The following is a 26,011-nucleotide window of genomic DNA, read 5'->3' on the forward strand; positions in this document are numbered from 1 at the left end:
GTGTTACTCCTGATCTTGTTTACGACGTAAGAATTCGACACAGCGCTGCGTCCACTGCGCTTCCAGCTTGCAGGTGCGCTCTGCGCTCTCCTGCCACGGCAGCCAGTGCTCGATAATCTGGTTAATGCCTTTTTCGGCTGGCCGCACGCTGGCAATCAGCGCGTCGTAATCCAGCAGCCCTTCGCCGAGCGGCACGCCCGCCAGGGTAAAGCCGACCCAGCCGTCGCGGCGCGAAAAGGCGAAATCTTTGATGTGCAGATTGCCGACGCGCGCGGCGGTGTTGGCGATGACCTGCTGCGGCAGCTCCAGTCCCGCCACGCAGTTGGCCGGATCGAGACAGACCGCCAGCCAGGGCGAAGGGAAAAGATCGATCAGCGCCATCAGATCGGCGCTGGAGATTTGCTCATAGGTTTCAAGGCAGAGTTTGACCTGCTGACGTTCGAAAGCGGGCAGCACATCGGCGATAAGCTGCTGCGCCTCGGCAGGCGACGGACGATGGCTGGCGGTAAAACACATCGAGCGGATGACTTTCGCCTCCAGCAGCGACGCCATATGCAGATAGCGCTGCAGATGGTCAGTGGCGAGGCCGCGCGTGCCCAGCTCCAGCGTGATGCCGAGGGCGTCGGCCTGCTGCTTCAGGGCACACAATTGCGCGTCGCTCCAGCTTTCAATCGCCGGGTAGTCGCAAATCTGAAACACCGGCACGCCGAGGTCGGCGGTCTGCTGCAGCATTTGCGCCAGCGTCAGCGGCTGTGGCGCGCGATCCGACAGGCGCCAGAAAAAGGCGTAGGTGCTTAATCCAATCCGGCTCATACGCTCTCCCTCGCCAGCAGCGCGTCGGCTTCATCAACTATCTGCGCCAGCGCGGCGGGATCGTGGGCGAAGCGGCCGAGAAACAGGCCGTCGACGCTCTCTTCCAGCCGGCTCAGCAGGCCAGGGCCGGCGCTGCCGCCGTAGATCACCTGCAGCGTGATGCCTGGCGGCAGCGGCTGCTGGCGCAAGGCGCGGCACACCGCGCGAATATGGCCTTCCGGCGCGGGCTGCGGCGCGCCGATCGCCCACTGAGGCTCGTAGGCGAGCAGCAGGCTACCGTGCAGCGACTGCGCCTCGGCCAGCGCGCGCCTGAGCTGGATGGCGCACGCCTCTGCCGCCGCGTCGGGCGTATCCTGCTGCGCCTCGCCGATGCACAACACAGGCGTCAGCTGGGACTGCAACGCCAGCGCGACTTTTGCAGAGATCTGCGCATCGCTTTCCGCAAAGTGACGTCGGCGTTCCGCATGGCCAATCTCCGCCAGCGTTCCGCCCAGCTCCTGCACCATGCTGGCGCTCACCTCGCCGGTCCAGGCGCCGCTGGCGGCGGGCGCGATATTTTGCGCGCCGACGCGCACCGGCGTATCGGCAAACAGCGCTTTTACCGCCGGCAGCGTCGGAAAAGCGGGCAGTACAAACAGGCCGACGCGCCCGTCGCGCACCGCAGGATGCTGGCGCGCAATCTGCGCGACCGCACGGCACCATGCCAGCGTCTGCGCGTAGCTGAAATACATTTTCAGGCTGGTTCCCAGCCAGATAGCGGGCTGCGTCATACCGAGGCTCCCTGCGGCTGGATTGCGCGCAGACGCTCTGCCACCGTGGCGACAATCAGCGCCAGCGACACCGCGCCGGCGTCCGGCGTGCCCAGGCTTTTCTCCGCCAGCGGACGGGCGCGGCCCATCTTCGGCAGCAGCTGTGCGGTAGCCTGCGCGGCGGCCTGCGCTGTTTCCGCCGCCAGCTGCCAGGCGTCAGGCAGCGCCTCCCCGCGCGCGACCGCCGCGCTCAGGCTGTCGCTGAACGGCACCAGCACATCGACCATGGTTTTGTCGCCGGGTTGGGCTTTGCCAAAGTGCATAATCCCCTCTTTGGCCTGTTTCACCCCTTCGGCGACGCGCTGCGCGTCGGGTTTGCTTTCGTCGCCGAGCGCGGTGCCGATGGCGGTCAGCGCCACGCCCCACAGCGCGCCCGAGGTGCCGCCCGCCTTATCTGCCCAGGCGTCGGCGGCCTGACACAGCAGCGTGCCCGCCCCCGCGCCCTGCGCCGCAGCGTCACGCGCCTGCGCCAGCAGGCCCAGCACGCCGCGCTCCATGCCGATGCCGTGATCACCGTCGCCGGCAACGGCGTCGATGCGCCCCAGCTGTTCAGCATTGCGCTGTATCACGGCAGCAATGGCGTCGAGTATCGCCAGCACGCGCTGCGCGCTCTGCTGCGACGCGACGCTGGCGGCGGGGATGGCGTTCTGCGTCGCCTGCTGACACTCGCTGGCCTCCAGCGGTTCGGCGACGATCACGCTGCCTTTGCGAAAGGCCGGTGCGTTGGCCGGCGCGCGCCAGCACTCTTCCAGCGCCTCATCCAGCCACATCAGCGTCAGCGATGCGCCTGCCATATTGAAGCTGGTGACGAATTCGCCCACTTCGGGCTCGACAATCTCCAGCTGCTGTTCGCGCAGCAGCTGCGCCACGCGGCGATAGACCACGAACAGCTCTTCATATTTCACCGATCCTAGCCCGTTGAGGATCGCCGCCACGCGCCTGCCTGGCTGCAGTTTGACGCCCGGCGGCAACTCGCTCAGCAGGTTGTCGACGAAAATTTCCGCCAGCACGTCGGCGCGCGGCACGTCGCTTTCGCTGATGCCTGGCTCGCCGTGAATACCCATGCCGAGCGCCATGCGTCCGGCGTCGATGCGGAACAGCGGCTGCGTCGCCCCAGGCAAGGTACAGCCGGAAAATGCGACGCCAAAAGAACGCGTGCGCTGGTTGGCATGACGCGCCAGCGCGGCCACCTGCGCCAGACTGTGGCCCGCTTCGGCCGCGGCGCTGGCGACTTTGAATACGGTTAAATCGCCTGCGACGCCGCGGCGCTTTTCAATCTCTTCCAGACTGGCGCTGGAGATATCGTCGGTGACCGTCACCACTTCGCAGGCGATGCCTTCGGCCCTCAGGCGCTCGCACGCCTGACCGAAATGCAGCACGTCACCGGCGTAGTTGCCAAAGGTGAGCAGCACGCCGCCGCCGTTGTGCGCCGCGCGCGCCACGTGAACGATTTGCTGCGCCGAGGGCGAAGCGAACAGATTGCCCATGGCGGCGCCGTGCGCCATGCCCTGGCCTACCAGTCCGGCGAAAGCAGGATAGTGGCCAGAGCCGCCGCCCACCACCACCGCCACCGTGCCGGGCTGGCTGCGCGTGCTGCGCACCACGCCGCCGGGCACCTGACGGACTTTATCCGCGTTGGCCGCGACAAAACCTTCGATCAGCTCCGCCGCAAAGGCAGAGGGCTGGTTATAGAGATACGTCATGATTAATGCTCCTGAGCAAGTGAGGAGGCCAGCGGTTCAGCGCGGCGGCGGTTCAGCAGCAGCATCAGCAGGGCTGACAGCAGCATAAAGCCGCCCACCACCATCATCGGCAGCGTGTAACTTTGCGTGGCGTCGTGCAGCGCGCCGGTGATGTAGCCCGCCGAAAAGCCCGCCACGTTGCCGAGCGTATTGATCAGGGCGATGGCGGCGGCGGCCGAGGCGCCGGAGAGAAACTGCGTCGGCAGGGTCCAGAAGTTGGGCAGCGCGGCAAAGATAGAGCTGGCGGTAACGGCGATAACCAGCATGGTGCTGAGCGGCGAGTTCATATAGAGCGCCAGCGGCACGCTGATGCCGCCCGCTAGCGCAGGCAGCGCGATATGCCAGGTTTTACAGCCGCGGCGCGAGGCGTCGCGCGACCAGAAAAACATCACTACGGCCGCCACCAGATAGGGCGCGCCGGTGATCAGCCCTTTTTGCATCACGTTAAAGGTGGTGCCGAACTGCTGCTGAAAGCCGCCGATGATGGTCGGCAGGAAAAAGGCGAGCGCGTAAAGGCCATAGATAAAGCCGAAGTAGATCAGGCAGAGCAGCCAGACGCGGCCGTTGCCCAGCACGGTGCGCACGCCAGGATGCGCGTTTTGCTTGGCGGCGTGCTCGCTCTCCAGCTCGCGCGTCAGCCACTGTTTCTCTTCGCCAGTAAGCCAGCGCGCGTCGCGCGGCGCATCCACCAGCCAAAATAACGTCACAACGCCGATCAGGATGGCGGGCACCGATACGCCGATAAACATCAGACGCCAGCCCTCCATGCCAAACAGGCCGTGCTGCTCGATCATGCCTGCCGCCAGCGGCGCGCCGAATACCACGGTCAACGGCTGGGCCAGGTAGAACAGCGAAAGGATTTTGCTGCGATGGCGTGCTGGCACCCACAGGCTGAGATAGAGGATCGCGCCGGGAAAGAAGCCCGCCTCCGCAATGCCAAGCAGCAGGCGCAGCGTATAGAGCCCCTCGACGCTGCTTACCCAGGCGAACAGCAGCGACACCACGCCCCAGCTCACCATAATGCGCGCCAGCCATTTGCGCGCGCCGAAGCGGTGCAGCGCAAGATTGCTCGGCACCTCCAGCAGGATATAGCCAATAAAAAAGATGCCCGAGGCGAGCCCAAACTGCGCGGCGCTCAGCCCCAGATCCTGCGTCATGCCGTTCGGCCCGGCGAAGGAAATGGCAGTACGGTCGAGAAAGTTGATAAAGAACATCAGCGCCACGAACGGCACCAGTCGCCAGGAGATTTTGCGAATGGTGGACTGTTCGATCTGCGCCTGCGTCTGTTGCGTCATGTTACGCCTCCACAGCGCGACGAAGCGCGCTGGTTTCCTGGTAAGCGCGCCGCAGGGCGCGCAGTCGGGTCGGTAAGTGTCATGGCGGTCACCTCGAAGGATCTTATTGTTGCTGCCTGCCTGAACAAATGAACACTAAACGATTAAATGAACATCTCTCAAGCGCAGTTTGCAAAAATGTGATCGCTCTCAAATGAAACGTTTTTCCACAACATTTAAGAAAAATGCCCGATAAGGTGCCGTTTTACAGCGGTTAACGGCGCGTCGCCCTCATCTGAGTCGCTAAAAACAAATGAAACATACTTGAACATATGAACAAAAGTATGGCAGGCTGAAATCGAGCATCACTTTCTGCCCGGCTTGCGGGCCCTGTTAAATACCTGGAGAGAACCGGATGAGCACCATTGCGATTGGCGCCGATGACGCGGCGCTGGAACTGAAAAACCTGATCAAACGCCACCTTGAATCGCTGCACTACGAAGTGGTGGATTACAGCAACGACGCGCGCCAGGACCTGCCAATTTATCCCGATATCGCCTGGAGCCTGGCGAACGCCATCAGCGACGGCAAGTTCGCCCGCGGCATTCTGGTGTGCGGCACCGGTATCGGTATGGCGATCGTCGCCAACAAGGTGCCGGGCATTCGCGCGGCGCAGTGCCACGACACCTACTCCGCCGAACGCGCGCGCAAAAGCAACAATGCGCAGGTAATGACGCTGGGCGCGCGCGTCGTCGGGCCGGAACTGGCGAAATCGATCGTCAACGCCTGGCTGGCGTCGGAGTTTGAAGGCGGCGGATCGACGGAAAAAGTGGAAAAGATCGGCTTTTACGAACAGACGGCGCAAAACGCCTGCCGCTAAAACACCTGACCGGGCGGAAAGTGCGGTTCATCCGGCAGAACCTGTCAGTTCTGCTAACCTTTGTGATGCGCGATTTTCGCCCCCCGGCTCGCTGACAGGATGTTGCAGCACGCTCTCCCTGTTTGACGTCACGCTGTTTTCGCCGTGCGGGGCCCCGATGAGTTCAACCCATCGCAATAATCAGAAAAAGAGTATTTTCATCATCGAACGCCTGATGCACTGTGTTGCAGGGTGAAATCATTCGCAATAAAGAATTGCTCATCAAGGAGTTAAAAGATGAATCAGCTAGAGGCATTAAAACAGTTTACTACCGTCGTGGCGGACAGCGGCGATATCGAATCCATTCGCAACTACCATCCTGAAGACGCGACCACCAATCCTTCTCTGATCCTGAAAGCTGCCGGCCTCGAAGGCTACAAGCACCTGATCGACGACGCTATCGACTATGCGAAAAAGCAGGGCGGCAGCAAAGAGACGCAGATTATCAACGCCAGCGATAAAGTCGCCATTAACCTCGGTATGGAAATCCTGAAAAGCGTACCGGGCCGTGTTTCGACCGAAGTAGATGCGCGCCTCTCTTTCGATCGTGGCATGTGCGTGACCAAAGCGGAAAAACTGGTTCGCCTGTATGAAGAGCACGGCATCGACCGCTCGCGCATTCTGATCAAGCTGGCGTCTACCTGGGAAGGCATCAAGGCGGCCGAGGAGCTGGAGAAAAACGGCATCCACTGCAACCTGACGCTGCTCTTCTCCTTCGCCCAGGCACGCGCCTGCGCCGAAGCGGGCGTCTTCCTGATTTCGCCGTTCGTCGGCCGTATCTACGACTGGTACAACAGCCGCAAGCCGCTCGACCCGTATGTGGTCGACGAAGATCCGGGCGTGAAATCGGTGCGTCGCATCTACGACTACTACAAAAAGCACCGTTACAGCACCATCATCATGGGTGCGAGCTTCCGTAAAGTAGAGCAGATTATCGCGCTGGCGGGCTGCGACCGCCTGACTATCTCTCCGAACCTGCTGGAAGAGCTGCAGAACAGCGACGCGCCGGTTGAGCGCAAGCTGGAACCGTCGACCGAAGGTTTCCACCAGCCTGCATCGCTCTCTGAAGCGGAGTTCCGCTGGGAGCACAACCAGGATCCGATGGCGGTCGAAAAACTTTCCGACGGCATCCGTCAGTTTGCCGTCGATCAGCAGAAACTCGAAGACGTGCTGGCCGCGCGCCTGTAGTTTTTGCCTGTTAATTTTGTCGGGCGGTTTTGCCGCCCGCACTTCTGCTCAACGAAGGGAGAACCCTATGTCATCACGCAGAGAGCTGGCGAACGCGATTCGTGCGTTAAGTATGGATGCGGTACAAAAAGCGAACTCAGGTCACCCGGGCATGCCGATGGGCATGGCGGACATCGCCGAAGTGCTGTGGCGCGACTACCTGAAACATAACCCGACTAACCCCGCATGGGCCGACCGAGACCGTTTTATTCTTTCCAACGGCCACGGCTCGATGCTGCTCTATAGCCTGCTGCACCTCACCGGCTACGATCTGCCGATGGAAGAGCTGAAGAACTTCCGTCAGCTGCACTCTAAAACGCCGGGTCACCCGGAAATCGGCTACACGCCGGGCGTCGAAACCACCACCGGCCCGCTGGGCCAGGGGCTGGCCAACGCCGTGGGTCTGGCGATCGCCGAGCGCACGCTGGGCGCGCAGTTCAACCGTCCGGGTCACGATATCGTCGACCACTTTACCTATGTGTTTATGGGTGACGGCTGCCTGATGGAGGGGATCTCCCACGAAGTCTGCTCGCTGGCGGGCACGCTCGGCCTCGGCAAGCTGATCGGCTTCTATGATCATAACGGCATCTCTATCGACGGCGAAACCGAAGGCTGGTTTACCGACGATACCCATAAGCGTTTCGAAGCCTACAACTGGCACGTCGTCGGCGAGATCGATGGCCATGACGCCGAGGCGGTGAGCCGCGCGATTAAAGAGGCGCAGAGCGTCACCGACAAGCCGTCGCTGATTATCTGCCGCACCGTTATCGGTTTCGGTTCGCCGAACAAAGCCGGTAAAGAGGAGTCGCACGGCGCGGCGCTGGGCGACGCGGAAGTGGCGCTGGCGCGTAAAGAGCTGGGCTGGACCTCTGCACCCTTTGAAATCCCGCAGGAGATCTATCAGCAGTGGGACGCCAAAGAGGCGGGCGCCGAACGCGAGCGCGCCTGGAACGACAAGCTGGCGGCCTATAAGCAGGCGCATCCGGAGCTGGCTGAGGAGTACCAGCGCCGCATGAACGGCGAAATGCCGTCGACGTGGGAGAGCGAGACCCACAAGTTCATCACCGACCTGCAGGCCAATCCGCAGAAGATCGCCAGCCGTAAGGCGTCGCAAAATACGCTGGAGCACCTTGGCTCGCTGCTGCCGGAGCTGCTGGGCGGATCGGCGGACCTCGCGCCGAGCAACCTTACCATCTGGTCAGGCTCGAAGCCGATTAAAGAAGATCCGGCAGGCAACTATATTCACTACGGCGTGCGCGAGTTCGGTATGACCGCCATCGCCAACGGCATCGCCCATCACGGCGGCTTCGTGCCCTACACCGCCACCTTCCTGATGTTCGTGGAGTATGCGCGCAACGCCGCGCGTATGGCGGCGCTAATGAAAGCGCGTCAGATCATGGTCTATACCCATGACTCTATCGGCCTGGGCGAAGACGGCCCGACGCACCAGCCGGTCGAACAGCTCGCCAGCCTGCGCCTGACGCCGAACTTCAGCACCTGGCGTCCGTGCGACCAGGTCGAGACGGCGGTGGCGTGGAAAGCCGCGATTGAGCGCCATCACGGTCCGACCGCGCTGATCCTGTCGCGCCAGAACCTGCTGCAGCCGGAACGTAGCGCGGCGCAGGTCGAAAATATCGCGCGCGGCGGCTACGTGCTGAAGGAGAGTGACGGCACGCCGGATATCATCCTGATTGCCACCGGTTCCGAAGTGGAGATCACGCTGGGCGCGGCGGAGAAGCTGACCGCCGACGGCCACAAAGTGCGCGTGGTGTCGCTGCCGAGCACCGACGTATTCGACAAGCAGGATATCGCCTATCGCGAATCGGTGCTGCCGTCGACGGTGCGCGCGCGCGTCGCGGTTGAGGCGGGCATCGCCGACTACTGGTATAAATATGTCGGCATCGACGGCAAAATCGTCGGCATGACCACCTTCGGCGAATCCGCGCCAGCAGGCAAACTCTTCCCTGCCTTCGGTTTCACGGTGGAAAACGTCGTGGCGCAGGCGGAGTCGTTACTCAAGCCAGCGTAATGCTTCAGGCCCTTCCTCTTCTGCGGGAGGGGCCTCTCTTTCTCACAGCCTGAAACAGAAAAAAATCCTCCTCGCCCCCTTCACCGCTTGCGTAAACCCATTACTATAGGATCTTTCCCTTATTCCTCTCGCTGGATGCTTTCCCGTTGAAAAAACGTACGCCCTATTTACTCGCCTTAATGGTTTCGCTGACGCCATTCGCAGGCAAGGCGCAGATCGCGCCCGATCCGCTGCTCTCGTCCCAGATCGTCGATCGCTACGCTGAACACATTTTTTACGGCAGCGGCGCCACCGGCATGGCGCTGGTCGCTATCGACGGCAATCAGCGCGTTTTCGCCAGCTTTGGCGAAACGCGTCCCGGCAACAACGTGCGGCCGCAGAAAGATTCCCTGATTCGCATCGCCTCGCTCAGCAAGCTGCTGACCAGCGAAGTGATGGTGAAGATGGCGGAGCGCGGGCAAATTCGCCTTGACGATCCGCTGAGCAAATATGCACCGGCGGGCGCGCGCGTGCCGAGCTACGCCGGGCAGCCGATTCGCCTGATTAATCTCTCGACCCACACCAGCGGCCTGCCGCGCGAGCAGCCCGGCGGCAAGCCGCATCGCCCGGTGTTTGTCTGGCCGACGCGCAGCGATCGCTGGCAGTGGCTGGCCGGCGCGAAGCTGAAAGCCGCGCCTGGCACCGACGCTTCCTATTCGAATCTGGGCTACGACCTGTTGGGCGATGCGCTGGCGCGCGCCGCCGGCATGCCCTATCCGGCGCTGCTGCAGCAGCTGATTACCCGCCCGCTCGGCATGAAAGACACTACTTTTACGCCTTCGCCTGAGCAGTGCGATCGGCTGATGGTGGCGGAGAAAGGCGCCAGCCCCTGCAATAACACGCTGGCCGCTATCGGCAGCGGCGGCGTCTACTCGACGCCGGACGATATGGGCCGCTGGATGCAGCAGTTCCTCGACTCGGCCATCAGCCCGCGTTCGCCGCAGGTGGACCGTATGCAGACGCTGATCTATCGCCGCGATCAGCTGGCGAAGGTAGAAGGCATGGACGTGCCGGGCAGAGCCGACGCGATTGGCATGGGCTGGGTCTATATGGGCCCGAAAAACGGTCGCCCCGGCATTATTCAGAAAACCGGCGGCGGCGGCGGATTCATCACCTATATGGCGATGGTGCCGCAGCATAACGTCGGGGTATTTGTGGTGATCACCCGCTCGCCGCTGACGCGGTTTACCGCCATGAGCGACGGCGTTAACGATATGCTGGCGGAGCTGGTCGGCAACCAGAACGGCTCGCCGATGATGGTGCAGGCGATTCGCTAGGGCGCGGGCGGCGGCTGGGAGACCCACAGGGTCGGCCAGTCGTCACTGCTGTGCCAGGCATCGCAGGTAGACTCTTCGGCATATTCCGCCAGCGTGAAGTCGGTGCCGTTAAAGCGCCAGCGCGTGGCGGAGCCGCAGTCGCCCAACCCGCGTCCTTTGCTGAAGGTGTAAAGCTGGCCGGTGCTGGCATCATAGTCGGCGTTGATCAGCTCCAGCTGGCGTTCGCCGCGCGGCGGCGTAAACGGCAGCGTCAGGGTGATGCCGCGTGCGACATAGGGCGCGGCGCGCGTCACTTCGAACGCCAGATCGATCACGTTATAGGCGCCCATTTCGCAGCTCACCATCAGCAGCGCTTTGCTGTCGGTCAGCGGCGCGACGTTGACTTCGCGCCGCATCGGGTCGAGCGAGCAGGCGTCGCTGTTAAGCCGCCAGGTGCCGTAATCGAGCAGTCCGCTGGTTTCCTCGCGCGTCAGTGCGGCAGGCGGCGCGCCCATGTCGGGCAGCTGCGGCAGCGGCGGCTGAGGCGGCACATCCCACAGCGCGCGCGAACCGCGTTTTATCCATGCGCTCATGCCGTTGACCCTGCCCTGCACGTCATCCACCAGCAGCAGCGCCGCTTTCAGGCCATGCAGCGAAATAGCCGCCTGCCCGTTATAGGTCAGCTGGATCGCGTCCGCGTCGAGAATTTGCGCGAGAAATTCGTCAATGGCGATAGCGTTGCTGGTGGCGAGGTGGTGCGGCTCAACCGTCCAGTGTTTGAAGTCGGGACGCAGACGGCGCTGATCGAGCAGCAAATTATCCTGCAGCGGCCCACCGGGCAGCTCGCCGCTGTAGGCGCTGCCGTAGTCGATACGCAGCAGCGGGCGATCGTTGACGCCGGCATGGCGCGCGATAGTCATGACCAGTCCTTTGTCGCCTGGTATATTGCGCGCTACGCAGAACGCGGCGTTATTGCAGGTCACCTGCCAGTCGGAAAACGACTTTTGCAGTGGATCGGCTTTAACACAGGCAATGAAAAAGAATGGCAATACCAGCAGTGACTTCGTCCAGGTCGGCATCAGGAAAAACGGTCCCCAAAATCTCAGAGTGGAGATGATAGCGCAACGGCCGGACATCGGGTGGACCTAAACTGTGACCACGTCCGGAAAGCGCACTTAACTGCTGAAAAAGCATACGATAATGCGATAGGGCGCCACAGAAATCACCTTTTTCATCATCGGGAGCGCACGGGTTTATCTCAATCGGATTTATCGGACAATGCGCGGCGACGCGTCGCCCTGCCCCGTGCGTCATTCCCTTCGTCAGGCCTTCAGCCAGCCCGCCAGCTGGGCATGCTGCAGCAGCATAATGGTTTTACCATCGCGGATACGGCCATCTTTCACCATCGCCAGCGCCTCCGGGAACGGAATCTCCAGCACGTCGATATCCTCATCCTCTACGCCGCCGCCGGCGTTATCGCGCAGCGACTCGTTATATTCGGCGGCGAAAAAGTGAATCAGCTCGGTGACGCCGCCCGGCGACATATAGGCTTCATAGAGTTTCTCTACCTCGCCCACCGCATAGCCCGTCTCTTCGATCGCCTCTTTGCGAATGCAGACTTCCGGCGTGTCGTTATCCAGCAGCCCGGCGCAGGCCTCAATCAGCATGCCGCTGGCATTGCCGTTGACATAGGTGGCGATTCGAAACTGGCGGGTCAGCACGACGCTGTTTTTCTCGCGGTTATAGAGCAGGATGGTGGCGCCGTTGCCGCGGTCATAGACTTCGCGCTTGTGGCGCACTACCTCGCCGCTTTTGGTAGCGAGCTCGTAGGTGAAGTTGCGCAGGATAAAGTAGTTTTCGGAGAGAAGTTTGTCTTTGATGATGTTGATCTTGAACGACATGATGGCTCCACTGCCGATTTGAGGGAGCCTGCCATCATAGGGGGAAGTGCGCGGGAAAACTATAAGCGGCGGGAATAAAAAAAGCCTGCCGTTAACGGGCAGGCTTTTCAATATGGACGCTTGCGCTTAGCGCGCGGCGTCATCCGCCAGCGCGTGCGGCTTTTCGTCGTGCAGGTGATCGTGCTCGGTCTGCGCGACAGCGGCCACGCGCTTGCGCACGCCGAACCAGCCCAGCACCAGAATCACCGCCAGAATCGGGATAGCGGCGATGGTGTAGGTGCCGTTCGGGTAATCGAACGCCATCAGTACCAGCACGCTCAGCAGGAACAGCAGCGTCAGCCAGGAGGTGACCGGCGCGCCCGGCAGCTTAAAGCTGACGTCGTCTGCTTTGCCTTCCTTGATCGCTTTGCGCAGACGCATCTGGCAGATCACGATAAAGCCCCATGAGGCGATAATGCCCAGTGATGCGACGTTCAGCACGATCTCGAAGACCTGCGAAGGCACGTAGTAGTTGAGCACCACGCCGATAACATAGACCGCGATGGTGACCAGAATACCGGCGTAAGGCACCTGCTGGCCGTTCATTTTCGCCATGAACTTCGGCGCCGAACCGCCCATCGCCATCGAACGCAGAATACGGCCGGTAGAGTAGAGGCCGGAATTCAGACTGGAGAGCGCCGCGCTCAGCACCACGATGTTCATGATGCTGCCGACGTAAGGCACGCCCAGCTTCGAGAAGAAGGTCACGAACGGGCTCTGGCCTGCCTGATAGGCGTTCCACGGCAGCAGCAGCACCAGCAGCACCACCGAACCGACGTAAAACAGGCCGATACGCCAGATCACGCTGTTGATCGCTTTCGGCAGCATGGTTTCCGGATCTTTACACTCGCCTGCGGCGGTGCCCACCAGTTCGATAGAAGCGAAGGCGAACACCACGCCCTGCACCAGCACCAGCGCCGGCAGCAGACCGTGCGGGAACAGGCCGCCGTTGTCGGTCACTAAGTGGAAGCCGGTGGCGTTGCCGTCCAGCGGTTTGCCGGTGCCGAGAAACACCACGCCCACGACCAGGAAGATGGCGATCGCCAGCACTTTTACCAGCGCGAACCAGAACTCCATCTCGGCGAACCACTTCACGCCGATCATGTTCATGGTGCCGACAATGGCCAGCGCGCCGAGCGCGAAGACCCACTGCGGCACATCGCCGAACGCGCCCCAGTAGTGCATATAGAGCGCGACGGCGGTGATGTCGACAATGCCGGTCATCGCCCAGTTAACGAAGTACATCCAGCCCGCGACGTAGGCGGCTTTTTCCCCGAGGAATTCGCGCGCGTAAGAAACGAAGCTGCCGCTGGAGGGACGGTGGAGCACCAGTTCCCCCAGCGCCCGCAGAATAAAGAACGAGAAGATGCCGCACACCAGATAGATTAACGCCAGCGCCGGTCCCGCCGCCTGCAGTCGTCCGCCTGCGCCGAGGAACAGGCCGGTGCCGATTGCGCCGCCGATGGCAATCATCTGAACGTGACGATTGCCCATCGCCTTGTGGTAGCCGGTGTCATGTGAGTTCAGCCAGCGTCTTTTCGCAGCACGCATTTCGGCTGCGGTTTTTTTAGTAGATTTCATAGCCTTCCTGTTTGTCCTGACCATCAATCACGGCGATCACAAACGATTGCGTGCGCCATGCGAAATGGGGTAATCACCCTGTTATCTGCCTGTGAGTTATTAGTAAAAAGGCAGGGGAAATTACGGCGATGAATCCTACCCGTTCTGCGTGAACGAAGCAAAAGATACCGGCGAGGCGCACAAAGTGTTTTGTAATAATCGGGTTTGTTGCACAAAAAAACCGGCCATTGGCAGGCCGGTAAGTGCTACAGGGATGGAAGGGTATGGCTGAGGGTTAGCGATAAATCTCTGCGGTGCCGCGCCACAGGCTGGAGTCGCCCGGGTTTTCGACGCCGATAACGCGGTAGTGGCTTGCGCCCATCTCTTCTGCTTTTTGCGACAGCTGACGCGTGGCGTCATCCAGCGAGCCGCGCGCATTCGAAACGGAAACGCTGCCGATGCTTTGCAGACCCTGCGCCTGGTCCTGATCTACCGGCGTGGCCGCCAGCGTAGTGAACGAAGCGGTTGCCAGCAGGGCACCGGCCAGAATCACAATACCTTTTTTCATAGCATGCTCCTTCAAGGGGTTGCAGGTGATGTGTTTAATTCTGCTTAGAATTATTAGCGCCGTAATGAAAGCCAACATCCGGCCGATGTAAACCTGTCTGCTTTTTACACGCCGCGCCGTACGCTCTCCTGGGTTATGTCAGAGGAGTTCATTTTTTGTGCAGACTGTAACCCGGCGTGTCGATACTTTGTATGGGCCTGGCAGCTTGCTGCCCTCTCCTTTATAATGCCCGCACCGAAAACAGGGATATTGCCGTGATTGTTAAACGTTCCGTAACCCGCAGTATCGCCCAGGCGCTGAGCGCCATCGTGCTGCTGGCGCTGCTGACGACCGGGCTGGCGCTGATGACCCTCTCCAGCAGCCTGCGCGACGCCGAGGCGATCAACCTGGCGGGTTCGCTGCGCATGCAGAGTTACCGGCTGGCCTGGGACAGCGCCAGCGCGCCGCAGCAGCTTCGGCAGCATCTGCTGGAATATGAAGAGACGCTCAATAAACCTGCGCTGCGCGACCTCGATCGTCCCTGGGTGCCGCAGGAGGTCGTCAACCGCTATCGCCATCTGCGTACCGCCTGGCCCGCGCTGCAACAGCAGCTGCAGCGCGGCGAGGCTGCGCTCTATCAACAGCAGGTGGCGAACTACGTCGGCGAGATCGATCGCTTTGTCATGGGGCTACAGCGCTACAGCGAAAGAAAAATGGAGCTGGTGGCGGCCAGCAGCCTGCTGGGCGTGGTATTGATTGTGGCGCTGGCGCTGGGCACGATTCGCTTCAGCCGTCGTCAGGTGGTGCGTCCGCTCAATGCGCTGGTGACCGCCAGCCGCTACGTTGAAAGCGGCAACTTCGCTTTTCCGCCGCTGGTGGTGGAGCAGAATAATGAACTGCGGGTGCTGGCGCAGACCTTTAGCGCCATGGCGGCGCGTCTGCATTCGCATCATCAGGCGCTGGCCAGCGCGGTAGAAGAGAAGACGCGCGATTTACAGGAAGCGAACCGCACGCTGTCGCTGCTGTATGAAAGCTCGCAGATGCTGACCGCCCGGCCGCTCAATGCAGCGCTGTTTGAAAGCGTGATGGCGCAGGTGCGCGAGCGCGAAAACCTGCGCGTGCTGGTGCTGGAGAGCGAGCATGGCCGCTTCAGCGTCGGGGAAAGCGACGCGGCGCTAAGCTGGCATGGCGTCACGCTGCAGCAGGATGACGAACAGGCCGGCGCGCTGCGCTGGCAAAGCGATCAGCCGCGGCCGCGTCAGGCGCTAATGCAGAGTCTGGGCAATATGCTGTCGCGCGCCGTCTGGATCTGGCAGACGCAAAAGCAGGTTCAGCAGATGCTGTTGATCGAGGAGCGCGCCACTATCGCCCGCGAGCTGCACGATTCGCTGGCGCAGGCGCTCTCTTTTATGCGTATTCAGTTTACGCTGCTGCGCCGTACGCTCGGCCCCTCCAGCGCGGAGGCGCAAAGCATTATCGCCGACGTCGACCGCACGCTTTCCGACGCTTATCGCCAGCTGCGCGAACTGCTGGCCACCTTCCGCCTGACCATTGAGCAGGCCGATCTGGTGGCGGCGATGCAGGCGATGATCGCTTCGTTGCAGGAGCAGGTTACGGCTAAAATTAGCTTTAGCTTCCAGCCCGGTCTGGAAACGTTGGATGCGCAGCAGCAGGTTCATCTGCTGCAGATTGCCCGCGAGGCGGTGTTAAACGCCATTCGCCACGCCGACGCCGCAACTATCAGCGTGCGCTATGAGCGTAATGCGGAAGGTGAGCATTTACTTACGGTGACGGATGACGGCGTCGGCATCGCCAGCACCGAGGAGCCGCAGGGCCACTACGGCCTGACCACCATGTCGGAGCGCGCCGCGCGGCTGGCGGGCGAGCTGAAGATTCAGGCGCAGGCGCGCGGCACGCAGGTCGCGCTGCGTTTTCCGCCGCGGCCCGCCACGCCGCTGACGTAATAGTATCGCGTTGACGCACAACGTCCCTTTTTAACCTTTTCAGACGCGCTTTTTTGCGTTTTCGCCGGGAGTCACTATGCAACAACCTACGCTGACGGTCATGATTGTGGACGATCATCCGCTAATGCGCCGCGGTATTCGCCAGCTGCTGGCGCTGGAGCCGCGGCTGGACGTTATTGCCGAAGCGAACAACGGCACCGAAGCGCTGGCCGAGGCGCGCCGTCTGGCGCCGGATATCATTCTGCTCGATCTCAATATGAAAGGCATGTCGGGCCTCGATACGCTGAAGGCGCTGCGCCATGAAGGGATCAGTTCGCGCATTTTGATCTTTACCGTGTCGGATGCGCGCAGCGATATCGACGCGATGGTCGACGCCGGCGCGGACGGCTATCTGCTCAAAGACAGCGATCCGGAATTGCTGCTCGGCCAGATCCTGCAGGCGGCAAGCGGCGAAAAAATATTCAGCGACGCGGTGCGCGATTATCTCGCTACGCGCCAGCACAGCGCCAGTCCGTTTCGCCAGCTCACCGAGCGCGAACGGGACGTGCTGCAAGAGGTGGCGCGCGGTCTGTCGAATAAAGAGATCGCCGCCGCGCTGCATATCTCGGAAGAGACGGTAAAAGTGCATATCCGCAATCTGCTGAAAAAACTCGACGTGCGCTCGCGCGTCGCCGCAACCGTTATGTGGCTGGAAAACCGCCATAGCTAATCTGACGGGGGTTTTACACTTTCTCCACAATTTCTCCACGATTTCCTAATTTGCAGCACGTAGAGTAAGTTTCGGCGAAAGAGTGACTTTTCCCTGCCCGCACGACCCGCGCAAAGCGCGGGCCGCATTCAGATAATAAAAGCGAAACGCTGCTGAGGAGTGTCGATTCGATGTCGAATTTTTTCATCGACCGTCCCGTTTTTGCCTGGGTGCTGGCGATTTTAATCAGCCTGTGCGGCACGCTGGCGATTATTTCCCTACCCATTGAGCAATATCCTGACCTGGCGCCACCGAACGTGCGCATCACCGCCAATTATCCAGGCGCCTCGGCCGAAACGCTGGAAAACACCGTCACTCAGGTTATCGAGCAGAACATGACCGGTATCGACAATCTGATGTATATGTCGTCCAACAGCAGCAATACCGGTCAGGCGCAGATCACCCTCACCTTCTCGGCCGGCACCAATCCCGACGAAGCGCGCCAGCAGGTGCAGAACCAGCTGCAGTCGGCGCTGCGCAAGCTGCCGCAGGCGGTGCAGTCGCAGGGCGTGACGGTCAATAAAACCGGCGACAGCAATATCCTGATGATCGCTTTCGTCTCCACCGATGGCAGCATGGATAAACAGGATATTGCAGACTATGTCGCCAGCAATATTCAGGATCCGCTGAGCCGCATCGACGGCGTCGGCCAGGTCGACGCCTATGGCTCGCAGTATGCGATGCGTATCTGGCTCGATCCCGCCAGGCTTATCGCCTACTCGCTGACCACCGACGACGTGGTAAGCGCCATCGAGGCGCAAAACGCGCAGGTTGCCGTCGGCCAAATCGGCGGCCTGCCTTCGGTGGACAAGCAGGCGCTGAACGCCACGGTCAACGCGCAGTCGCTGCTGCAGACGCCGGAACAGTTTAAGGCCATTACCCTGAAGACCAACCCCGACGGCTCGGTGGTGACGCTGAGCGACGTGGCGCAGGTGGCGCTGGGCGCGGAGAAATATGATTATCTGAGCCGCTATAACGGCCAGCCGGCGTCGGGCCTGGGCATCAAGCTCGCCTCCGGCGCCAACGAGATGAACACCGATAAGCTGGTGCGTCAGCGCGTGGAAGAGCTGTCGCACTTTTTCCCCCACGGGCTGGAAGCCAAAATCGCCTATGAAACCACGCCCTTCGTCAAAGCCTCGATTACCGACGTGGTGAAAACCCTGCTGGAAGCGATCGTGCTGGTGTTCGGCGTGATGTATCTGTTTATGCAGAATTTTCGCGCCACGCTGATCCCCACTATCGCCGTGCCGGTAGTGCTGCTCGGCACCTTTTCCGTGCTCTACGCCTGCGGCTTCAGCATCAATACCCTCACCATGTTCGCCATGGTGCTTGCTATCGGCCTGCTGGTGGACGACGCCATCGTGGTGGTGGAGAACGTCGAGCGAATTATGAGCGAAGAAGGCCTCTCGCCGCGCGCGGCGACGCGTAAGTCGATGGGGCAAATTCAGGGCGCGCTGGTGGGGATCGCGCTGGTGCTGTCGGCGGTATTCGTGCCGATGGCCTTTTTCGGCGGCACGGTCGGCGCGATCTACCGTCAGTTCTCCATTACCATCGTATCGGCGATGGTGCTGTCGGTGCTGGTGGCGATGATCCTGACGCCCGCCCTGTGCGCCACGCTGCTGAAGCCGCTGGCGCAGGGAGAACATCACGGCGGCCGCGGCTTTTTCGGCTGGTTCAACCGTCACTTCAACCGCAACGCCGACCGCTACGAGCGCGGCGTCGCGCGCATTCTGCGCAAAGGCGGCCGCTGGCTGCTGCTCTACCTCGCGATTATCGGCCTGATGGCGTTTCTGTTTATCCGTCTGCCCACCTCGTTTCTGCCGCTTGAGGATCGCGGCGTCTTTCTGACCCAGGTGCAGCTGCCGCCGGGCGCGACGCTGCAGCAAACCTCCGCCGTGGTGGCGAAGGTCGAGCGCTACTATATGACCCAGGAGAAAGAGAACGTGCTGTCGGTGTTCTCTACTATCGGCTCGGGGCCGGGCGGCAACGGTCAGAACGTGGCGCGCCTGTTCGTGCGTCTGAAAGACTGGGAAGCGCGCCCCGGGGCGGATCGCACCTCTTTCGCCATTATCGAACGCGCCACCAAAGCTTTCCGCGACATCAAAGAGGGCCGCGTTATCGCCAGCAGTCCGCCAGCGATTACCGGCATGGGCAGCTCCTCTGGTTTTGATCTGGAGCTACAGGATCATGCCGGTATTGGCCACGCCTCGCTGATGGCGATGCGCGATAAACTGCTGGAGATGGCGGCGGCGGATCCGGCGCTGTCGCGCGTGCGCCACAACGGTCTGGACGACAGCCCGCAGTTGCAGATCGATGTCGATCAGCGCAAAGCGCAGGCGCTGGGCGTCTCGATCGACACGATCAACGATACCCTCACCACCGCGTGGGGTTCGACCTACGTTAACGATTTCCTCGACCGCGGACGCGTAAAGAAGGTTTACGTGCAGGCCGCGCCAGCTTTCCGCATGCTGCCGGACGACATCAATAAGTGGTACGTGCGCAACAGCAGCGGCGGTATGGTGCCCTTCTCCGCCTTCGCCACCAGCCGCTGGGAGACCGGCTCGCCGCGCCTGGAACGCTACAACGGCTACTCGTCGATCGAGATCGTCGGCGAGGCGGCGCAGGGCGTCAGCAGCGGCGCGGCGATGGACGCCATGGAACGCCTGGTCGCGCAGCTGCCGCTCGGCGTCGGCTTCCAGTGGACCGGCGCCTCTTATCAGGAGCGGCTGTCTGGCTCACAGGCGCCGGCGCTCTACGCGATTTCGCTGCTGGTGGTATTTCTCTGCCTGGCGGCGCTCTATGAGAGCTGGTCGATCCCCTTCTCGGTGATGCTGGTGGTGCCGCTCGGCGTAGCTGGCGCGCTTGTCGCTACCTGGCTGCGCGGGCTGGAGAACGACGTCTACTTCCAGGTGGGGCTGCTGACGGTGGTGGGCCTGTCGGCGAAGAACGCCATACTGATTGTGGAGTTCGCCAACGAGATCAACAGCAAAGGCGGCGAGCTGGTCGAGGCGACGCTCTCCGCGTCGCGTCAGCGTCTGCGCCCGATCCTGATGACCTCGCTGGCCTTTATCTTCGGCGTGCTGCCGATGGCCATCAGCGCGGGCGCCGGCTCCGGCAGCCAGCACGCGGTCGGCACCGGCGTGATGGGCGGCATGATCTCCGCCACGCTGCTGGCGATCTTTTTTGTGCCGCTGTTCTTCGTACTGGTGCGCCGACGTTTCCCGCTAAAGGCGAAGCCGCACGACTGAATAAAAAAGTAAAGGCAGCCACCGAAGTGGCTGCCTTATTGCTATGTGTGGTCGGAATCAGAGCAAGGGGGAAGTCTCCTGCCTTTTCCGCCGCGCGTTACTTGTTGCGTAACATCGCCGCGATGAATTCTTTCCAGTTCCCCATTTCAGCGTCAATCATATAAACCCTCTCTTATTGTGCTGACGATTTTACGCATAAATTTTCGCCATGTGAATACGGTTACACCACTTTTCACTATCGGCAGAGTCGATTAATTACTGTAGTTTTTCGTTCTGCTAGCTGACGCACATTTCAGCAACCTACTATAAACGTGAAAGAAACAGGGAAAAGATTCGGACCAGCCGGTCTGGATGCGCACTAAGATAATTCTTAACAGGCTCATGATAAACTGCGTGACAATAACCGTTCAAATGAAAGCGGTTACTAAGACAAATCCTAATGATTTTATTCCAGTTATTTCTCCGCTTTTCTTTTCACACCGCTTAGCACCCCGGCTCTCTGTGTTAAACTGACCGCCTCATTTTCAGACGAGGAATCCTGATGACAGCGCAGTGGGTGATGTACGGCATAAAAAATTGCGACACCATAAAAAAAGCGCGCCGCTATTTAGAAGCCGCCGACATCAACGTTGAATTCCATGACTACCGCGCCAGCGGGCTGAGCGATGCGCTGCTGTCGCAGCTTATCGATCGGTCCGGCTATCAGACGCTGCTTAACACCCGCGGTACCACCTGGCGCAAGCTGACGGACGTCGAACGCAATGCCGTTATCGATGCTGAGAGCGCTAAAGCGCTCATGCTGGCGCACCCCGCCGTCATCAAGCGGCCCGTACTGCGCGCGCCGGACGGCGCGCAGCTTGTCGGCTTCAGCGAAGCCGCTTACCAGGCGTTTATCCAGGAGAAGTCATAATATGTTCTGTCCTGTAATCGAACTGGCGCAGCAGCTTATCCGCCGCCCTTCGCTCAGCCCGGATGATGCAGGCTGTCAGGCGCTGCTGATTGCGCGTCTGGAGGCGATTGGCTTTCAGGTCGAGCCGATGCTTATCGACGATACGCTCAACTTCTGGGCGACGCGCGGTCAGGGCGAAACCCTGGCGTTCGCGGGCCATACCGACGTGGTGCCGCCGGGCGACGCCAGCCGCTGGATCAATCCTCCTTTCGAGCCTACGATTCGCGACGGCATGCTGTTTGGCCGCGGCGCGGCGGACATGAAAGGTTCGCTGGCGGCGATGGTGGTAGCGGCAGAGCGCTTCGTCGCCGCGCACCCCAACCATAAAGGCCGCCTGGCGTTTTTGATTACCTCTGACGAAGAGGCGAGCGCCAAAAACGGCACGGTGAAAGTGGTAGAGCGTCTGATGGCGCGCCATGAGCGCGTGGATTACTGCCTGGTGGGCGAGCCGTCCAGCACCGAAGTGGTGGGCGACGTGGTGAAAAACGGGCGTCGCGGCTCGATGACCGCGAACCTGACCATCCACGGCGTGCAGGGTCATGTCGCCTATCCGCATCTGGCGGATAATCCGGTGCATCGCGCGATGCCGGCGCTCAACGCGCTGGTCGCCACCGAGTGGGACAGCGGCAATGCCTTTTTCCCGCCGACCAGCATGCAGATCGCTAACGTGCAGGCAGGCACCGGCAGCAATAACGTCATCCCGGGCGAATTCTTCGTGCAGTTTAATTTCCGCTTCAGCACCGAACTCACCGATCAAATGATTAAAGATCGCGTGGCGGCGCTGCTCGACAGCTATCAGCTGCGCTATACGCTGGAGTGGAACGTTTCCGGCCAGCCCTTCCTGACCTCGCGCGGCAAGCTGGTCGACGCCGTGATCAGGGCGGTCTCGCACTATAATGAAATTAAGCCGCAGCTATTGACCACCGGCGGCACCTCAGACGGGCGGTTTATCGCGCGGATGGGCGCGCAGGTGGTGGAGCTTGGCCCGGTGAATGCCACTATTCACAAAATCAATGAGTGCGTGAAGGCAGCCGATCTGCAGACGCTGAGCCGCATGTATCAGCGCATTATGGAACAGCTGGTCGCCTGATCGCGATCGAGAGGAGCAGGCAAATGGAATTTATTAAAGATTACTGGTGGATCCTTGTGATCCTGTTACTGGTCGGCGTGTTGATGAACGTTTACAAGGATCTGAAGCGCATCGATCATAAAAAATATATGGCGAACAAGCCCGACCTGCCGCCGCATCGCGACTTTAACGATAAATGGGACGATGACGACAACTGGCCGAAGAAGAAGTAACCGGCTCTTTTCGCCGCGTCACCGTCCTGCAACGCCCTCGCCTGCGCGAGGGCGTTTTCACATCATCATAATGACGTCGTCATCGCCGGGTTTCGCACCGCTTAGCGCCTCATCGAAGTAGCGCTTCGGCACGGTATAGTGCAGATGCTTCAGCGCCAGCGCCATGCTGCGGTCATCGACCGCGTGCGGCAGATCTTCAACGATATCGAGCGTCACGTCGCCGCCCAGCGCGGTCAGCCGCTGCGCCGCCTGTTCGGCGTGCTGCATCGGTATCTGTTCGTCATACTCGCCGTGGATCAGATGGATGGTGGTGCGCGTCGAGGCGTGCTCCGGCAGCGTCGCATAGCGGCCGCTGAACGCCACGACCCGGCCCGCCAGATCCGGCTGCGCCTTCACGCCCTCCAGCACCATGGTGCTGCCCTGCGAAAAGCCCACCAGGGCGGTCGCGTCGGCGCGCACGCCGCTTTGCTCTTGCCAGTGCCGCACCGAGTCGACGAACTGCGGCAGCACGGCGTTAACCCGCTGCTGCTCGCTCTGATCGTGCTGCGCGGTTTCGCTGAACCAGTAGTGGCCCGGCGACGGCGCCCCTACCGCCACCACCTGCGCCTGCGGGAATTCGCGCGCGAACCAGCCGCCCAGCTGCGCCATAGAGTGGGGATTGTCGCCGACGCCGTGATAGAGCAAGAACAGCTGTTGCGCTTCCGCGCTCGGCTGCTGAACAATAACGTATTGCAGTGTCATAGTGACCTCCTTTAATCACTATACGCTGCCCTGCGCAGAGCGCTATTGGGAAAATTTGAACAAGTTTGTGGATTTATTCTACTTGCCGACGCAGCTGTTCGGCCCGCGCCGCATCCAGTGCCATCAGGACGGCGCCGGTCTCAAGGCGCAGCCGGGCGATCAGCGCCTTGCGCCCGGTCAATCCGGCCTGCCGCGCCAGCGTGCCGGGCGCCGCCTCGGGCTGCAGCGCGGCCTGCAGCAGCGGCGGCACAGCGGCGCAGGCCGCGAGCCGAGATAAAACCGGCAGGCTCGCCTCCAGCGGCCGCTGCGCCCAGGCGAACCCCGCCACCAGCCAGGCATCCTCATCAGTAAACGTCAGCGGTGCCTCCGGCAGCGCGATCGACTCGGCAACCTGCAGGCGCAGCTGCGGCCAGTCGCGCGCCAGCCGCGTCGCGGCGCGCTGCTGTAACGCCCTGCCTGCAGGCGTCAGCGGCAGAATCGCCATCGCCGCATAGCAGCCGCTGCTCGCTTCGCGCTGGGTGCCGATACGCGCCAGGCTAAAGCCGCAGGCGCGCCAGAAGGCCCACAGCGCCTCGGTGTAGCCGAAGCTGACCGAGAGAAAATCCACATCCTGCTGACGCTGGGCGGCAGCGACTAACGCCTGACCGATGCCCTGTCTGCGCTGTTCCGCCGCCACCGCGATACGGCTGATGCGCCTGGAGCGCAGCGTCGCCGCCTCGACGAATCCGGCGTGCGCCGCCAGCGACTGCGCGACCAGATTGCCGCGCGGACGTCGTTTGCCCGCCCAGACCGCCTGCGCCAGCTCGGGCGTTAAGCCGCCCTCCTCGACCAGCCAGAGCGCGCCCTGCAGCGCGGGCGCTTCGCCGCTCAGCCACAGGGTCATGCCAGGCGCATCCATCAGGCGTCGCAGATCGAGCGGCGAGGTGCGGTAGTGGGCGCTGGCCAGCAGGCGATAAGCGGCCGCCGGCTGCGCGGGATCGCGCCGCCAGGCGTCGTCAGGCATACGACGCGGCGCGCCGGCCGCGGCGTGCGGCGCGGGCGCGGCGTCCTCAAACAGCAGCGTCTGATTAAGCCAGGCCTCCAGCGGATCGTGCCGCGACCAGCGCAGCGGCTCATCCAGCGTGAAGTAGCGCACCTGTTCCAGCCCGGCGCAAAACTTCAGGATAAAGCCGCGGCCGGTGCCTTCGTAGCCCTGCACCGTGGTGGTCAGCAGCACGCGCGGGAAGCGCGCCACCAGCTGCGTCAGTATCGGCGCCGGGATCGCCGCGGCCTCGTCGACGATTAGCCAGTCGACAGCGGGCAGATTCCGCTGGGCGAGAATGGCGTCGGGCGCCATAAAGTGAAAGTGGTTCTGCGCGAAGCGCGTCAGCACGTCGGTGGCGGCCTTCGCGGGCGCAGCGATCAGCGCGCGCGGGATCTGCCGCGCCAGCATGCCCGCCAGCGCCGACTTGCCGCGTCCGCGCGGCGCGGTAAGCACCGCGACGCCTGACGTCATCGTCAGCAGCTGATGGACAATCGCCCGCTGCTGCTCCGGCGCGCGACACTGCCAGCGCGGCAGCGGCGGCAGCGGCGAGATACGCGGCGGCGCGTCCTGACGCAGCAGCGCCACGGCGGGATCGGCTAGCAAACTCGCCTGCAGATGGCGCACAAAGTGCGGCGTCGGGAGCGGTTCGGCGACATCGGCCCAGCGCAGACTGTCCTCGTCAGGCTGTTGCGCCCAGCGCGGCCACGGCGGCGTCAGCAGCAGCAGCCAGCTTCCGGCGCGCAGCGTGCCCGCCAGCGCGGCGAACGCCTCGGCGTGGAAGCCGCGGCGCGCGTCGAAAATAGCGTGGGTGAATTCGCGACCCAGCAGCGTGCGCAGCGCCGACGGCGCGCAGTGAGGCAGCCCCTCGATCGGCGCGTCGCCCACTACCAGCCAGTCGCCTGGCAAGTCGGCGCGCCACTCCGCGGCGCGCGCCAGAGTCCACTCTTCGTCGCCGCTGATGGCGCAAAGCCGCCGGACGCCTGCCTGCTGCATCTGGCGACTGAGCTGCTCAGGCGACATCAGTTAGCAGCGAAGGTGTTGCACTGTCCCGGATCGCCGCTGTCGAATCCGCGTTTAAACCAGGTGTAGCGCTGCTCCGAGGTGCCGTGGGTAAAGCTGTCGGGCACCACGCGTCCCTGGCTGCGCTGCTGCAGACGGTCATCGCCGATCGCCTGCGCCGCATCCAGCGCCTGCTGCAGGTCGCCGGTTTCCAGCCAGTTATCTTTGCTGACGTAGTGGCCCCAGACGCCGGCGAAGCAGTCCGCCTGCAGCTCCATTTTCACCGACAGATGGTTGATTTGCGTCTGGCTGGCGCCCTGCTGCATTTCGCGCACTTTCGGTTCGATGCCGAGCAGATTCTGCACGTGGTGCCCCACTTCATGCGCCACCACGTAGCCCTGCGCGAACTCGCCGCCCGCGCCGAGCTTGTTTTTCATCTCATCATAGAAGGAGAGGTCGATATAGACGCGTCGATCCGCCGGGCAGTAGAAGGGGCCCATCGCCGTCTGGCCGGTGCCGCAGCGGGTCTGGGTCGCGCCGCGGTACATCACCAGCGTCGGCGCGGTATACTCTTTGCCCATCTGCTGGAACAGTTTGCTCCAGGTATCTTCCGTGGAGGCCAGGATAACGCGGGTAAATTTCGCCGCTTCGTCGTCATTGGTGCTGACGCGCTGCTGCTGGCTGGTGGGAGCGACATCGCCGCCGGTCAGCAACCCCGTCAGGTCGTAACCGTAATAGCCGGCAACCGCGACCACGACTAACAGAATAATGCCGCCCTTTCCGCGTGGAATACGAATCTGACGTCCGCCGCCACCGTAAGCTGGGCTTTGATCTCGACGGTCTTCTACATTGTCGCTCTCGCGACGTCCTTGCCAGCGCAT

22 protein-coding genes are annotated in these 26,011 nt (G+C 62.0%); 10 read left to right on the forward strand and 12 right to left on the reverse strand.

Annotation, left to right across the window (positions count from 1 at the left end):
• Positions 1-3: 3 nt before the first annotated feature.
• From JS46_RS17675 to JS46_RS17690, 4 genes are read right to left on the reverse strand one after another with little or no spacing between them, the layout of a single operon-like run.
• The gene (locus JS46_RS17675; protein WP_033753745.1) at positions 4-813 is read right to left on the reverse strand and encodes a sugar phosphate isomerase/epimerase; all 810 of its coding nucleotides are present in this window, start codon (positions 811-813) and stop codon (positions 4-6) included.
• A complete protein-coding gene (locus tag JS46_RS17680) occupies positions 810-1,583 on the reverse strand; it encodes a triose-phosphate isomerase family protein (protein WP_033753747.1) in 774 nt (257 codons plus the stop codon). Before JS46_RS17680 ends, JS46_RS17675 begins: the two co-directional genes overlap by 4 nt.
• On the reverse strand, positions 1,580-3,325 hold the full coding sequence (locus JS46_RS17685; protein WP_033753750.1) for a dihydroxyacetone kinase family protein: 1,746 nt from the start codon (positions 3,323-3,325) through the stop codon (positions 1,580-1,582). Before JS46_RS17685 ends, JS46_RS17680 begins: the two co-directional genes overlap by 4 nt.
• 2 nt (positions 3,326-3,327) lie before the next feature.
• The gene (locus JS46_RS17690; protein WP_033753753.1) at positions 3,328-4,659 is read right to left on the reverse strand and encodes an MFS transporter; all 1,332 of its coding nucleotides are present in this window, start codon (positions 4,657-4,659) and stop codon (positions 3,328-3,330) included.
• 394 nt (positions 4,660-5,053) lie between these two features.
• On the opposite strand from JS46_RS17690, the gene rpiB reads away from it, so the two are divergent.
• From rpiB to ampH, 4 genes are all read left to right on the forward strand, one after another.
• Positions 5,054-5,518 (forward strand): ribose 5-phosphate isomerase B, encoded by a 465-nt coding sequence (gene rpiB, locus JS46_RS17695; protein WP_033753755.1) that lies wholly within the window; start codon positions 5,054-5,056, stop codon positions 5,516-5,518.
• A gap of 276 nt (positions 5,519-5,794) precedes the next feature.
• Positions 5,795-6,745 (forward strand): transaldolase, encoded by a 951-nt coding sequence (gene tal / locus JS46_RS17700; protein WP_033753764.1) that lies wholly within the window; start codon positions 5,795-5,797, stop codon positions 6,743-6,745.
• 67 nt (positions 6,746-6,812) lie between these two features.
• On the forward strand, positions 6,813-8,813 hold the full coding sequence (gene tkt / locus JS46_RS17705; RefSeq protein WP_033753767.1) for a transketolase: 2,001 nt from the start codon (positions 6,813-6,815) through the stop codon (positions 8,811-8,813).
• A gap of 146 nt (positions 8,814-8,959) precedes the next feature.
• Positions 8,960-10,129 carry a D-alanyl-D-alanine-carboxypeptidase/endopeptidase AmpH gene (gene ampH, locus JS46_RS17710; protein ID WP_033753769.1) on the forward strand — a complete coding sequence of 390 codons (1,170 nt, stop codon included), beginning with the start codon at positions 8,960-8,962 and terminating at the stop codon, positions 10,127-10,129.
• Here the strand turns inward: ampH and JS46_RS17715 are convergent.
• The 4 genes from JS46_RS17715 to JS46_RS17730 all read right to left on the reverse strand — a co-directional run bounded on the left by JS46_RS17715 (position 10,126) and on the right by JS46_RS17730 (position 14,176).
• Positions 10,126-11,187 carry a DUF1176 domain-containing protein gene (locus tag JS46_RS17715; RefSeq protein ID WP_033753772.1) on the reverse strand — a complete coding sequence of 354 codons (1,062 nt, stop codon included), beginning with the start codon at positions 11,185-11,187 and terminating at the stop codon, positions 10,126-10,128. The genes ampH and JS46_RS17715 overlap by 4 nt on opposite strands.
• Positions 11,188-11,430: 243 nt before the next feature.
• Positions 11,431-12,009, reverse strand: coding sequence for a GDP-mannose pyrophosphatase NudK (gene nudK, locus JS46_RS17720; RefSeq protein WP_033753774.1), 579 nt, complete (start codon positions 12,007-12,009; stop codon positions 11,431-11,433).
• Positions 12,010-12,135: 126 nt separating this feature from the next.
• Entirely contained in the window at positions 12,136-13,629 is a 1,494-nt protein-coding gene (gene ansP, locus JS46_RS17725) for an L-asparagine permease (protein ID WP_033753776.1), read from the reverse strand.
• A 274-nt stretch (positions 13,630-13,903) separates the two neighbouring features.
• A complete protein-coding gene (locus JS46_RS17730; RefSeq protein WP_033753779.1) occupies positions 13,904-14,176 on the reverse strand; it encodes a YdgH/BhsA/McbA-like domain containing protein in 273 nt (90 codons plus the stop codon).
• Positions 14,177-14,430: 254 nt separating this feature from the next.
• Between JS46_RS17730 and narQ the strand changes: the two genes are divergently transcribed.
• From narQ to acrD, 3 genes are all read left to right on the forward strand, one after another.
• Positions 14,431-16,119, forward strand: coding sequence for a nitrate/nitrite two-component system sensor histidine kinase NarQ (gene narQ, locus JS46_RS17735; RefSeq protein WP_033753781.1), 1,689 nt, complete (start codon positions 14,431-14,433; stop codon positions 16,117-16,119).
• A gap of 76 nt (positions 16,120-16,195) precedes the next feature.
• Positions 16,196-16,828, forward strand: a complete 633-nt coding sequence (locus JS46_RS17740; RefSeq protein WP_033753783.1) for a response regulator — start codon at positions 16,196-16,198, stop codon at positions 16,826-16,828.
• Positions 16,829-16,998: 170 nt separating this feature from the next.
• On the forward strand, positions 16,999-20,115 hold the full coding sequence (gene acrD / locus JS46_RS17745; RefSeq protein ID WP_033753785.1) for a multidrug efflux RND transporter permease AcrD: 3,117 nt from the start codon (positions 16,999-17,001) through the stop codon (positions 20,113-20,115).
• 97 nt (positions 20,116-20,212) lie between these two features.
• On the opposite strand, the gene ypfM is transcribed toward acrD, so the two are convergent.
• Positions 20,213-20,275, reverse strand: coding sequence for a protein YpfM (gene ypfM, locus JS46_RS24835; protein WP_143806259.1), 63 nt, complete (start codon positions 20,273-20,275; stop codon positions 20,213-20,215).
• Positions 20,276-20,656: 381 nt separating this feature from the next.
• On the opposite strand from ypfM, the gene JS46_RS17750 reads away from it, so the two are divergent.
• From JS46_RS17750 to JS46_RS17760, 3 genes are read left to right on the forward strand one after another with little or no spacing between them, the layout of a single operon-like run.
• On the forward strand, positions 20,657-21,025 hold the full coding sequence (locus JS46_RS17750; protein ID WP_033753786.1) for an ArsC family reductase: 369 nt from the start codon (positions 20,657-20,659) through the stop codon (positions 21,023-21,025).
• A gap of 1 nt (position 21,026) precedes the next feature.
• Positions 21,027-22,154, forward strand: coding sequence for a succinyl-diaminopimelate desuccinylase (dapE, locus tag JS46_RS17755; protein ID WP_033753788.1), 1,128 nt, complete (start codon positions 21,027-21,029; stop codon positions 22,152-22,154).
• Positions 22,155-22,177: 23 nt separating this feature from the next.
• Complete coding sequence (locus JS46_RS17760; RefSeq protein WP_033753791.1) at positions 22,178-22,366, forward strand: YpfN family protein; 189 nt, start codon at positions 22,178-22,180, stop codon at positions 22,364-22,366.
• A gap of 57 nt (positions 22,367-22,423) precedes the next feature.
• On the opposite strand, the gene ypfH is transcribed toward JS46_RS17760, so the two are convergent.
• The 3 genes from ypfH to JS46_RS17775 all read right to left on the reverse strand — a co-directional run bounded on the left by ypfH (position 22,424) and on the right by JS46_RS17775 (position 26,011).
• Positions 22,424-23,107 carry an esterase gene (gene ypfH / locus JS46_RS17765; protein WP_033753793.1) on the reverse strand — a complete coding sequence of 228 codons (684 nt, stop codon included), beginning with the start codon at positions 23,105-23,107 and terminating at the stop codon, positions 22,424-22,426.
• 73 nt (positions 23,108-23,180) lie between these two features.
• Positions 23,181-25,151 (reverse strand): tRNA(Met) cytidine acetyltransferase TmcA, encoded by a 1,971-nt coding sequence (locus JS46_RS17770; RefSeq protein WP_033753796.1) that lies wholly within the window; start codon positions 25,149-25,151, stop codon positions 23,181-23,183.
• A complete protein-coding gene (locus tag JS46_RS17775; protein WP_033753800.1) occupies positions 25,151-26,011 on the reverse strand; it encodes a neutral zinc metallopeptidase in 861 nt (286 codons plus the stop codon). The genes JS46_RS17770 and JS46_RS17775 overlap by 1 nt, the downstream gene beginning before the upstream one ends.

Source organism: Pantoea sp. NGS-ED-1003 (assembly GCF_000738765.1).
In the GTDB taxonomy this organism is placed as follows: domain Bacteria; phylum Pseudomonadota; class Gammaproteobacteria; order Enterobacterales; family Enterobacteriaceae; genus Pantoea; species Pantoea septica.